The organism is Mesorhizobium sp. M2C.T.Ca.TU.002.02.1.1, from assembly GCF_003997225.1.
In genome coordinates, this window is record NZ_RZTO01000153.1 from 1 (window position 1) to 9,945 (window position 9,945).

Below are 9,945 nucleotides of genomic sequence, written 5' to 3' on the forward strand. Positions count from 1 at the left end.
GGTTGCCTCCATTTGGGCGTCAACTATCCAAGCTGGCTTTTTGTCGGAAGAAGGAGGCGGCGTTGCCCGCCGCCTCGGTCACATCAGACATGCTTCGGCTGAGCGCTTCCGAGGATGGGAGGAATGGCGCCATCCTCGATGAGGATGTCTTTCTTGCGAGCAAAGGCGACGAAAACACCCCTCGCTGTTTCTGCATCCACATCTCCGGCCAGGGCAGCCCTGCAGGCACGGATCGCAGCCTTCTGCTCGGGGCTGTTACCGCACCAGTCGATAACAAACTGATAGGCGTCCACCACAGTGTTCAACTGGCGCGGAAATCCCATTCCTACCCAGACGCGGATTGGCTTTTCGAACGGTTTGGCGAGCATCGCGAACGTCCTCGATCCGCGATGAGGTTAGGCGGTCAGCCCGCCGCCCTTGCCGCCCTTGCCGATCATCCAGGGCAGGGCGGTGCTCACGTCTTCCTGGATTTTGGCGGACTTCGCAAAACCGCAAAAGGCCTCTCTGGCCGCCGTCAGCGGAAAGCCGCTGTCGAATGCGCGCTGGCAGGCGCGAAGCGCCGTTTCATAGATCGGCCCACGCCTGTTCTTGGGCCATTCATAGAGAAATTCCAGGGCGTCCTCGAGGCAGGCGATTTCCTGGATGAGGCTGTTTCCGCTCTTGACGAAAACAGGGCTGTCGAACATCCGATCGTTCATAAGATCCTCCAAGTCGAACGAACAATTTGAGTTTGAAAGGGGCGGGGACCCCAGCGGTCCGCGCCCTGATGCGATATGGGTTTATGAGTTTGAGCCGTCAAGGACTTCGCGGATGCGGTCAATGTCCGCAGGCCCAATGTCCCGTACTGTTCGGTCGATCAACCGGCATCCAAGCCGCCGGCAGTGGCCTTGTCAGCGATTGGGATTGAGCTTCTGGATACGCCCCTTGTCCAGCCGGAACACGCCGTTCGTACCGCCTTGTTGTTCGAAGTCGGTTTGAAGCTCATCCCACGTGCCGAGATATTCGCCGCACTCGGCGCAACGGATGGGCGTTGTGGGTTGGGCATCGGCCGGGATCTGCAGACGGATGGTGCCGCAAAATGGGCATTCCAGTTTGTGGTCCAGATACTCGCTAGCCATTTTGTGGAGCATCGCGCAATCGGCACGTCTTCGCAAGCGGCGGATTTCCGACGCCAGCCCGGAGCTCGCCCGTTAAACTGGCCCGATCTCTTCAAACAGCCAGTCGCGAAACGCCTTTACCTTGCGCTGGCGGATCGCTTCCGGCGGGTAGACCAGATAGAAGCTCGACACCGCTTTCAGCGCGTGATCGAACGGCCGCACCAGCCTGCCGGTGGCGAGGTCGGCTGAAACCAGCATGGTGCGTCCCAGCACCACGCCTTCGCCCTGGACGGCGGACTCCACTGCGAAGGTCGCGGAATCGAAGGTGAGCCCGCTGTTCGGGTCGACGCCTTCGACGCCGGCGCTGGCAAGCCATGCCGCCCAGTCGATGCGGTAGCCGTCCCGGATCAGCGTGTGGTGCTTGAGGTCCTGCGGGTGCTTGAGCGGATGCGGGCCTTCCAAGAGCTTCGGGCTGCAGACCGGAAACACCTCCTCGCCGGTGAGGAATTCCGAGGTCAGCCCGTGATAATGGCCGGCGCCGTAGCGGATCGCGACATCGATGCCGTCGCCGCGGAAATTGGTCAGCCTGCCGGTGGTCGAGACGCGCACATCGATATCGCCATGCGCACGGTGGAAACGATAGAGCCTCGGCACCAGCCATTTTCCGGCGAAGCCGTCCGAGGTGCTGACGTTGAGCGTCGACCCGGAATGGCGCGAGGTCGCCGTTTGCGTCGCCAGCGCGAGCTGGTCGAGCGCCTCGCGCACGGCAACCGCATAAGGCTCGCCGACAGGAGTGAGCCGCACGGAACGCGTCGCGCGCTCGAAGAGCTGCACGCCGAGCTGATCCTCCAGATGTTTTATCGCCCGGCTGATCGCGCCATGCGTGAGGTTGAGCTCATCGGCGGCCCTGGAAAAATTCAAATGCCGTGCGGCTGCCTCGAAGGCCGGCAAGGCGTTGAGCGGCGGCAGTCTGCGGGTCATGGCGAAGTCATTTGTGAGTTATGGTAACAAATACTTGCCAAACTTTGGTTTGTCCGTCGAGCCTTTTCCAGCCAAAAATCCTCACAGAATTTGTGATCAACGCTCACTTCAGGTCAAGCCTGCGAGGACATCATGGCCACCGTTCATCCCTTCCTCTGGTTCAACTTGGACGCAGAAGCCGCGCGCGACTTCTATCTGTCCGTTTTCAGGAACAGCCGCGCACTGCAGACCATCGAGTTCACCGACAAGCCGCACGCGATCTTCGACTTCGAGCTCGAAGGCCAGCGTTTTACGGCACTCAACGCCGGCGGCGTGCCGCCGTTCAACGAGCGCATCTCGCTTTATATCGAGACGAAGGACCAGGCGGAGACCGACTATTTCTGGAACGCGCTGATCGCCGGCGGCGGTTCGGAACAGCCCTGCGGCTGGCTGAAGGACAAGTTCGGCGTCTACTGGCAGGTCATCCCGAGCGAGGCCTTGCGCCTGATGAACGACCCGGACCGCGTAAAGGCCGACCGGGCGCGACAGGCGATGTACTCGATGCGGAAGATCATCCTCGCCGACATCGAAGCGGCCCACGCCGGCCGCGCTTGATTTCCCGCATCACAAGGACAGAGAAGACCCATGACCAGTCTCCCTATGACTTCACTCAATGGAAAGAAGATCATTGTCGTCGGAGGCAGTTCCGGCATCGGCTTCGGCGTCGCGGCGGCTGCACTGGAAGCGGGTGCGGAGGTGGTGATCGCCGGCCGTTCGGCGGAAAAGCTGAAGGCCGCGACGAAGAGGCTCGCCGGGGCAGGGCGCGTGGCGGCCATTGCCGCAGACATGGCCAACGAGGCGGACGTCGCCCGGCTGTTCGACGCGATCGGCGCCTTCGATCATCTGGTCGCGACGGCCGGCACGCCGCCCCCCAATGATCCGATCGGCGAGACAGACATGGATTTCGTGCGTCAATTCGTCGACGGCAAGCTCATCGGCGCGGTGATGCTCGCCAAGCATGCCGTGCGCACGCTGAACAAGGGAGGCTCGATGATCTTTACTTCCGGCATCAACAAGGACCGCCCGCCGGTCCCGGGCGGCTCGGTGGTTTCGGCGGTCGCCGGTTCCTTCACCTATTTCGCCCGGGCGCTCGCGCTGGAGCTCGCGCCGACCCGCGTCAACATCGTCTCGCCCGGCTGGGTCGACACCGAGATGTGGGACGAGATCGTCGGCGAAGCCAAGGCAAGTTATTTCGAGCAGATGGGCGGCCGAATCCCGGCCGGCAGGATCGCCAGGCCCGCCGACATTGCGCCGGCCTATCTCTATCTGATGCAGAACGAATTCATGACTGGCGAGACCGTCCATATCGACGGCGGGCAGCGGCTGGTGTGATCGGAAAGGCCGGACCTCTGTCTGAGGATTCGGCTCCGCCCATCGCCTTCCATCAGTGCCGGCTTCGCCGCCGGACCCTCGCTGAACGTGGCGTTTCCCGCGGAACGCTAATATACATGACGCTCGAATGAGCAATGCCTCCGCCTCGTCGAGGAGTGCCATGCGAAGGGTCATCGTTGCCGCCATGTGCCTTGCCGCCGCGACAGGCGCCAACGCCCATGACTGGTACGAAAACAAGGTCGATCCGGTAACGAACTTCAAGTGTTGCGGCGGTAAGGACTGCCGCCCCATACCGCAGTCCTCGGTGCAATCCAGGGCAGATGGCGGCTATGTCTATCTGCCGGATGGCTTCAACATCCCGCCGGACCGCGTGCAGGAATCGCCCGACGGCCGATACCATATCTGCGAGAACCACTACGTCATAACCAACCAGCCTTATTTGCGCTGCTTCTTCGCGCCACGGCTCAAGGTCTCGCGGCTGCTCCCGCGCTAGCCCCAACGCCCACGCCGCACTCGCTTGCGTTTAGGTCTGGTGGGTCAATAGCCCGCCGGACGCTCGGCCTACGCGTACCCGAAATAGTCCATGATTTCCCGCGCTTCGCCTGTGTCGAAGCGGCAGGCCACGTTGGTTGGCAGCCCGGATCGCCAGCCACCCCTATAGTCGGTGATCGGCTGGTTCACCTGGGAGTGCCGGCGAGCCGAATGCGGCGTGCGCACGGCCTTTTCCCGACCCCACACGACGGGCTGCTGGTGATAGTTCAGAATGCCCGGGTCGAAGGTCACGCCGATGAAGCGGCATAGTCTTTCGATGGAAAGCGCAGGCGATTCGATGAAATCCTCGTAACGCCACAGGATGCTTGCGCCCTTTTCGATACGCGCCATCGAGGCCCTGCTGTCGGCCATCCATCTGTGGAAAGCCTTGTCGAAATCCCCTTCGTAACGCTGCCCGAGCGAGGCCACGATGTCCCTGCCGTCGCGCGTGACGACGATAAAGCGCGCGCCCGGAATCGTCTCGGCGATCTGCCTCGTATAGTGGATATGGTTTGGGGTCTTTTCGACCCAGACGCTGCGGCGCGAAATGGCTGCCTGCAACAAAACCACGCTTAGCTTCGTCCATCGCGCCCCGTTGTTCGAGACAAACGCGCTTGTCTCGCGGCGGATGGAAAAAATTTCCGGATGCGCAGCCAGTATCCGGGCGAGCAAAGTTGATCCCGTATGTCCGCATCCACAAATGAATATTGAAACCTTGGGCTTCGGAAGAAGCCGCACCACACCCTTATTCACAATCTTGATCTCCCCCGAGGATTTTAATCAATCCTTTTCTTCCGGGGATTGCAATAGGGAATGCTCATATGCCGTCGATGACGAACAGATAATTGCCCCGGCCGCTATGGCCTCTCGGTGGCATTCAGATCGGCTGGGCGAATCCTGCGGCGGGCGGGCCGCGGCAGGCCCGCGTCAATTTCTATGCCGCAGCGCCTCGACGATCACCGCCATCGCCGGCGAGAGCTGCCGCCGGCTCGGGTAGTAGAGGTGATAACCCGGGAAGGGGAGGCTCCAGTCGTCGAGCACGAGCTTGAGCCTGCCCTCGGCCAGGTGCTGGCTGACGAGGTCTTCCGGGACGTAGGCGATGCCGTGGCCGTTTAGGGCCGCGTCAACCATGGGGATGGTGGTGTTGAAGGTCAGCCGGCCGTCCACCCGGACCCTGAGCTCGCGGCCCTTCTTCTCGAATTCCCAGGCATAGAGCCCGCCGAAGGTGGTCTGCCGCAGGCTGATGCAATCGTGCCCGACGAGGTCCTGCGGAATTTTCGGAACCGGGCGGCGCGAAAAATAGTCCGGCGAGGCGACGGCTACCAGCCGCCAGTCGGGGCCGATGCGCACCGCGATCATGTCCTTGTCGACGCTCTCGCCGAGTCGCACGCCGGCGTCGAAGCGTTCCTCGACGATGTTGCGCATGCCGTTGTCGCTGTAGAGCTCGACGCGCAGATCCGGATAGTCGCGCAGCATCGGCTCGAGCTTCGGCCAGACGACCATGCGCAGCGCATGATCGGACAGCGTGATGCGCACCGTGCCCGCGGGCCTGTCGCGGAAGGCCACAAGGCTCGAAAGGTCGGACTCTATGCCTTCGAAGCGCGGGACGAGCGACTGGTAGAGCCGCTCGCCCGCTTCCGTCGGCGCCACGCTTCGCGTCGTGCGGGTGAGCAGCCGCACGCCGAGGCGCGCCTCCAATTGCTTGATCGTATGGCTGAGCGTCGATTGCGACGTGCCGAGCTCGGCCGCCGCCCTGGTGAAGCTGCGCTCCCTTGCCACCGTCAGGAACCACAGCAAGTCCTTCAGATCCTCACGCTGCATGAACACATCCTACCAGGGCCGCTCGCTCGAGCTGTGGCGGTCCGTGGCCTCCAATTCATATCAAGAATGGATAAGTCCATGCAGATTGCAACGGCTAATCCGGACAGTGCCGGTGATTTATATAGTCGCCAGCGAAATGACTGGAGGACTCGACAGCGGGCCGTTTGAGATAGAAACGCATCTGAGGACGCAAAAGGAGATCATCATGGACATTCTTCGCGCAGGCTCGAGGCCTTCCGGCAAAGGTCCGGCAAGTTGGTTCACCGGGACGGTGCGGATCGATCCGCTCTTCAATCCCTTCGACGCCGAGCGCGTGCAGGGCGCGCAGGTCACCTTCGAGCCCGGCGCCCGCACCGCCTGGCATACGCACCCGCTGGGGCAGACGCTGGTCGTCGTTTCCGGCCTCGGCCGCGTGCAGCGCGAGGGCGGCCCGGTCGAGGATATCCGGCCCGGCGACGTCGTCTGGTTCGCGCCCGGCGAAAAGCACTGGCACGGCGCGTCCCCCGAAACCGCCATGACTCACATTGCCCTCCAGGAGGTCAAGGACGGCAAGGTCGTGGACTGGCTGGAACATGTCAGCGACGCCGATTACGGCGCCTGACCCGATCGACCAAAGGAAAGCAGGAAATGCTCGCAACCATTCTTCACAAGCCCGGCGACATCCGCTGCGAGGAAGTCGCCGACCCGAAAATCCTGCGCCCGACGGACGCCATCATCAAGCTCTCGGCAAGCTGCATCTGCGGCTCGGACCTGTGGCCCTATCGCGGACTGCAGCCGGTGAACGGTCCGCAGCACATGGGTCATGAGTATTGCGGCATCGTCGTCGAGGTGGGCGCAGAGGTGCGTACGGTCCGCCCCGGGCAGTTCGTCGTCGGCTCCTTCTGCCTCTCCGACAACACCTGCCCGCATTGCCGCTTCGGCTTCCAGTCGTCCTGCGAGCAGCGCGAGTTCATGAGCGGTGCCCAGGCGCCTTATGCCCGCGTGCCGCTGGCTGACGGGACGCTGGTGACGACGTCCGAGGTTCCGCCGGCCGAGCTTGTCCCTGACCTGCTGGCCGTCTCGGATGTGCTCGGCACCGGATGGTACGCCGCCGATGCCGCCGAGGTTCGCGAGGGATCGACGGTGGTGGTCGTCGGCGACGGCGCGGTCGGCCTGATGGGCGTGCTCGCGGCCAAGGAGATGGGCGCCGAACGCATCATCGCCATGAGCCGGCACGACAGCCGCCAGAAGCTCGCCCGCGAGTTCGGCGCCACCGACATCGTGGCCGAACGCGGCGAGGAAGGCATTGCGCGCATCAAGGAGCTGACCAGAGGCGTCGGCGCGGATTCGGTGCTGGAATGCGTCGGCACGGGAGAATCCTTCGACCAGGCGCTGGCCTGCTCGCGGCCTGGCGGCACAATCGGCTATGTCGGCGTGCCGCATGGCGTGAGCTTCGATGGCCAGAAACTGTTCTTCGGCCAGAAGCGCATGCTGGGCGGTCCGGCGCCGGTGCGCCGCTTCCTGCCCGACCTGATGGAGCGCGTGCTGCAAGGCCGCATCAAGCCCGGTAAGGTCTTCGACCTCAAGCTGCCGCTGGCCGAGGTGGCGGAAGGCTACCGCGCGATGGACGAACGCCGCGCCATCAAGGTCATGCTCGAGGTCTAAGGCATGATCCCGAAAAGTGGGAACCGGTTTTCGGAGAAGATCATGCTCCACAAAAGAGTTAGATCAAGGATGGTGGTTCAACGAAACGTCATCCTTATCTAGGCGCCGCGAGGGTCGCGATGGACACGGCACCCGAAGGAAGCGGCGCCATGGCGGGGACTGCTGCCGATCATGGCGGCTGTCTTCGGTGGCTTCCGGCTTAGATCAGCCAGGCGGGGATCGGTTTCCGGCGATACAGGACCGCCAGACCCCAGAAGCAACGGATGACGAAGAGGCCAAGGCCGATCACGCCCGCCAGCATGACATAGCCGGCCCATGCCGCTCCGCCGTCCACGCCCGGCAGCATGAGGACGATCGCGCCGAGCGAGAGCAGGAATATCAGCGTGCTGCGCAACTGAAATCCGTAGTGGCTGCGAAGCCATGACGGCGTATCGCGTCCGAACAGACCGAGGAAGGCCATCACGGCGGCGATCGGCACCGTGACAACGCCGACCGCCATCAGCGCCACGGCGAGCAGGAGATAGATGGTGAAGGCCCTGCCGCCCTCGCCATGGTCGCGGGCCACCGCTTGCAATGCCTTGATCACCTCAGCGCTGAGGCACCTCGGCCCACAGTTTCGTGGCGAAGCCGCGCTTGTCGAGCGCCCACACCGTGCCGCTGACCACCGCCTTGCCGTCCCGGCAGGTGTAGGCATAGAGCGCGTCGTGGCCGGTCGCCGCCATCGGCGGGGTGTCGCCGTTCTTCGCTGTCTTGCAATAGTCGGAGGCGCCGGGATTGTTGCGCTCGGCATTGATCTTGGCGCAAGGCAGATTGGCGCCGATGAAACAGGTCAGCACCTTGCCGTTCATGCAGCGGTAGTTGGCTTCGGTCTGGAGTTGGGATTCCTCCGGCACCGACTTGGCGTCGGGGAACAGCTTCTTGAATGCCTTGACCGTGCCGGCATAGAGCGCGTGCGAGTAGGGACGGACCGTGTCGTCGTTCTTCACCTGCCGGCAGAGCTTGTGGAGGTCTTCCGCAGGCGCGGCTTCGGCCGTCGCGGATGCGGCCGTGCCGGCGGTGAAGGCAAGCAACGCGAATGTCGAAAGCGCGATGAAGCCGAGCGTCGAAAGGCGGAATACAGTCATTTTGACCTCCTCAGGAAAACAGGCAGGATTTGGCGTCGGCGCCGCAGATGAGGCGCCGGGCGGTCTGAATGAGGATTACCCGAAGCCTGATCGTCACCAGCCAGTAACCGGCGCCCGCGGCAGCGGCCATCATCAGCGGCAGCGCAACGGCGAATGCCTTCGACGGGCCTGACGCGGTGGATGCCGGGCTGATATAGACGGCCATGGTGACGAAGGCGCCGACGACGTAGAGCCAGATCGATTTGGATCCGACCAGCCGTCGCACGATCTCGATGCCGATGGCGAAGAACAGCATCAGATAGACCACGCTCAAAGTGTAGAGCAGGCCGCCCGTCAGGAGGGATTGGCCCTCATGCCGGGCGAAATCCCCGGACAATCCAGGCACGAACGAGATGAGATGGGCAAGGCCGGCGGCGGGAAACCCGACCGCATACGGCACTGAAAGCAAAGCGAGGTAGAAGAACGCGATCGTGGCAAGGATGTCGAAGCAGACTTTGAACAGGGTTATCAAGACCGGGCGCATCTGGTCCTCCTTTGCCGTCCGCCATCGGCAGACGACCTGTCTCAAGCCCCTTCGCCCCGTTCGAGTGGTTACGTCATTTAGGTAATCAGCTTATCGTCTACGCGTCAACGATTAATTGATTGCCTAATCGACTTCATATCGTGTAGCATTGTCGCATGTCGATCCAATTGATCTTCGAGGCGCTGTCCTCGCCGGTACGTCGCAAGATCCTCGCCTATGTCGCGCATCACGAATTGAGCGCGGGCGAGATCGCCGCGCGCTTCGACATGTCGAAGCCCTCGATCTCGCAGCACCTGCAATTGCTCGAGCATGCCGGCCTTGTGCGGAGCGAGAAGCGGGGCAAGTTCGTCTATTACCGCCAGATGCCCGATACGCTGGCCTCGACGCTGACCGGCTTCGTGCAGGAGATCTGCCCGGTCGGCCGGCCGTTCCGCCGCGAGAGCAAGGCGCTGGCGAAGAAGGCGCAGGGCGCCAAGGCCGGAGCCAAGAAGGCGCCGGCCGCCAAACCGAAGGCAACCGAGGCTGCCGTTTTGAAAACCGCCGCGGCGAAACCCGCCAGGGCGAAAGCCAGCAGGGTGAAGGCGCAAAACATGGTGTGATCTTTGCCGCGGGTCCTTGGGCGGGCCAGCGGCGAACGGGCGGGGCAGGAAGGAGAAACCATGCTTACGACCAGATCGGCCATGCCACGAACCCGATCCATCCCGCACCGGAATCGCGCCGCCAGGGGAAAATTTCTGCCTGTCGCCTTTGTTGTAACGGCGGCGTTCCTGCCCGCTGGCGCGCAAGCCAAGATGCCGGCCGATTTCCTCGGCAAATGGTCGACCGACCCCGCGCGCTGCGAGCAGGTGAACGG

At 63.0% G+C, this 9,945-nt stretch carries 16 protein-coding genes; 7 read left to right on the plus strand and 9 right to left on the minus strand.

Annotated features, from left to right (window positions below; all coding sequences use genetic code 11):
• Window positions 1-83 precede the first annotated feature (83 nt).
• The 4 genes from EOD07_RS11005 to EOD07_RS11020 form a co-directional block, all read right to left on the minus strand.
• Window positions 84-368 (minus strand): DUF982 domain-containing protein, encoded by a 285-nt coding sequence (locus EOD07_RS11005; protein ID WP_040980354.1) that lies wholly within the window; start codon window positions 366-368, stop codon window positions 84-86.
• Window positions 369-395: 27 nt separating this feature from the next.
• Window positions 396-698: a DUF982 domain-containing protein gene (locus tag EOD07_RS11010; RefSeq protein WP_127235459.1), complete on the minus strand. Its 303-nt coding sequence runs from the start codon at window positions 696-698 to the stop codon at window positions 396-398.
• A gap of 192 nt (window positions 699-890) precedes the next feature.
• Entirely contained in the window at window positions 891-1,154 is a 264-nt protein-coding gene (locus EOD07_RS11015) for a hypothetical protein (RefSeq protein WP_245470033.1), read from the minus strand.
• A 36-nt stretch (window positions 1,155-1,190) separates the two neighbouring features.
• On the minus strand, window positions 1,191-2,078 hold the full coding sequence (locus EOD07_RS11020; RefSeq protein ID WP_073987393.1) for a transcriptional regulator GcvA: 888 nt from the start codon (window positions 2,076-2,078) through the stop codon (window positions 1,191-1,193).
• A gap of 132 nt (window positions 2,079-2,210) precedes the next feature.
• On the opposite strand from EOD07_RS11020, the gene EOD07_RS11025 reads away from it, so the two are divergent.
• The 3 genes from EOD07_RS11025 (at window position 2,211) to EOD07_RS11035 (ending at window position 3,942) form a co-directional block, all read left to right on the plus strand.
• A complete protein-coding gene (locus tag EOD07_RS11025) occupies window positions 2,211-2,672 on the plus strand; it encodes a VOC family protein (protein WP_127235460.1) in 462 nt (153 codons plus the stop codon).
• A gap of 30 nt (window positions 2,673-2,702) precedes the next feature.
• The gene (locus EOD07_RS11030; RefSeq protein ID WP_127235461.1) at window positions 2,703-3,449 is read left to right on the plus strand and encodes an SDR family oxidoreductase; all 747 of its coding nucleotides are present in this window, start codon (window positions 2,703-2,705) and stop codon (window positions 3,447-3,449) included.
• 160 nt (window positions 3,450-3,609) lie between these two features.
• Window positions 3,610-3,942: a hypothetical protein gene (locus EOD07_RS11035; protein WP_127235462.1), complete on the plus strand. Its 333-nt coding sequence runs from the start codon at window positions 3,610-3,612 to the stop codon at window positions 3,940-3,942.
• 68 nt (window positions 3,943-4,010) lie between these two features.
• Here the strand turns inward: EOD07_RS11035 and EOD07_RS11040 are convergent, their stop codons facing one another.
• Both EOD07_RS11040 and EOD07_RS11045 read right to left on the minus strand, forming a co-directional pair.
• Window positions 4,011-4,733: a sulfotransferase gene (locus EOD07_RS11040; RefSeq protein WP_164772169.1), complete on the minus strand. Its 723-nt coding sequence runs from the start codon at window positions 4,731-4,733 to the stop codon at window positions 4,011-4,013.
• Between the two features lie 174 nt (window positions 4,734-4,907).
• Complete coding sequence (locus EOD07_RS11045) at window positions 4,908-5,801, minus strand: LysR family transcriptional regulator (protein ID WP_127235464.1); 894 nt, start codon at window positions 5,799-5,801, stop codon at window positions 4,908-4,910.
• A gap of 205 nt (window positions 5,802-6,006) precedes the next feature.
• Between EOD07_RS11045 and EOD07_RS11050 the strand changes: the two genes are divergently transcribed.
• Window positions 6,007-6,402: a cupin domain-containing protein gene (locus EOD07_RS11050; protein ID WP_041010905.1), complete on the plus strand. Its 396-nt coding sequence runs from the start codon at window positions 6,007-6,009 to the stop codon at window positions 6,400-6,402.
• A 26-nt stretch (window positions 6,403-6,428) separates the two neighbouring features.
• Window positions 6,429-7,445, plus strand: a complete 1,017-nt coding sequence (locus EOD07_RS11055) for a zinc-dependent alcohol dehydrogenase family protein (RefSeq protein WP_127235465.1) — start codon at window positions 6,429-6,431, stop codon at window positions 7,443-7,445.
• Window positions 7,446-7,644: 199 nt separating this feature from the next.
• Here EOD07_RS11055 and EOD07_RS11060 read toward each other — a convergent pair whose 3' ends face one another.
• Genes EOD07_RS11060 through EOD07_RS11070 form a run of 3 tightly spaced genes read right to left on the minus strand, consistent with a single transcriptional unit; the run spans window position 7,645 to window position 9,092 of the window.
• Window positions 7,645-8,010, minus strand: coding sequence for a hypothetical protein (locus EOD07_RS11060; RefSeq protein ID WP_164772170.1), 366 nt, complete (start codon window positions 8,008-8,010; stop codon window positions 7,645-7,647).
• Between the two features lie 22 nt (window positions 8,011-8,032).
• A complete protein-coding gene (locus tag EOD07_RS11065) occupies window positions 8,033-8,569 on the minus strand; it encodes a hypothetical protein (protein ID WP_127235467.1) in 537 nt (178 codons plus the stop codon).
• A gap of 10 nt (window positions 8,570-8,579) precedes the next feature.
• Entirely contained in the window at window positions 8,580-9,092 is a 513-nt protein-coding gene (locus EOD07_RS11070) for a hypothetical protein (protein ID WP_127235468.1), read from the minus strand.
• 155 nt (window positions 9,093-9,247) lie between these two features.
• Between EOD07_RS11070 and EOD07_RS11075 the strand changes: the two genes are divergently transcribed.
• Together EOD07_RS11075 and EOD07_RS38115 are read left to right on the plus strand one after the other, a co-directional pair.
• A complete protein-coding gene (locus EOD07_RS11075) occupies window positions 9,248-9,691 on the plus strand; it encodes a metalloregulator ArsR/SmtB family transcription factor (RefSeq protein WP_348627752.1) in 444 nt (147 codons plus the stop codon).
• Between the two features lie 60 nt (window positions 9,692-9,751).
• A partial coding sequence (locus tag EOD07_RS38115; RefSeq protein ID WP_206519457.1) for a hypothetical protein occupies window positions 9,752-9,945 on the plus strand: 194 nt, incomplete at its 3' end.

Excerpts from the sequence above, each read along its gene's own strand:
- EOD07_RS11020 (WP_073987393.1), bottom strand. The coding sequence starts at position 2,078 with ATGACCCGCAGACTGCCGCCGCTCAACGCCTTGCCGGCCTTCGAGGCA.
- EOD07_RS11010 (WP_127235459.1), bottom strand. The coding sequence starts at position 698 with ATGAACGATCGGATGTTCGACAGCCCTGTTTTCGTCAAGAGCGGAAAC.
- EOD07_RS11070 (WP_127235468.1), bottom strand. The coding sequence starts at position 9,092 with ATGCGCCCGGTCTTGATAACCCTGTTCAAAGTCTGCTTCGACATCCTT.
- EOD07_RS11045 (WP_127235464.1), bottom strand. The coding sequence starts at position 5,801 with ATGCAGCGTGAGGATCTGAAGGACTTGCTGTGGTTCCTGACGGTGGCA.
- EOD07_RS11055 (WP_127235465.1), top strand. The coding sequence starts at position 6,429 with ATGCTCGCAACCATTCTTCACAAGCCCGGCGACATCCGCTGCGAGGAA.
- EOD07_RS11030 (WP_127235461.1), top strand. The coding sequence starts at position 2,703 with ATGACCAGTCTCCCTATGACTTCACTCAATGGAAAGAAGATCATTGTC.
- EOD07_RS11005 (WP_040980354.1), bottom strand. The coding sequence starts at position 368 with ATGCTCGCCAAACCGTTCGAAAAGCCAATCCGCGTCTGGGTAGGAATG.
- EOD07_RS11075 (WP_348627752.1), top strand. The coding sequence starts at position 9,248 with ATGTCGATCCAATTGATCTTCGAGGCGCTGTCCTCGCCGGTACGTCGC.
- EOD07_RS11050 (WP_041010905.1), top strand. The coding sequence starts at position 6,007 with ATGGACATTCTTCGCGCAGGCTCGAGGCCTTCCGGCAAAGGTCCGGCA.
- EOD07_RS11025 (WP_127235460.1), top strand. The coding sequence starts at position 2,211 with ATGGCCACCGTTCATCCCTTCCTCTGGTTCAACTTGGACGCAGAAGCC.
- EOD07_RS11035 (WP_127235462.1), top strand. The coding sequence starts at position 3,610 with ATGCGAAGGGTCATCGTTGCCGCCATGTGCCTTGCCGCCGCGACAGGC.
- EOD07_RS11065 (WP_127235467.1), bottom strand. The coding sequence starts at position 8,569 with ATGACTGTATTCCGCCTTTCGACGCTCGGCTTCATCGCGCTTTCGACA.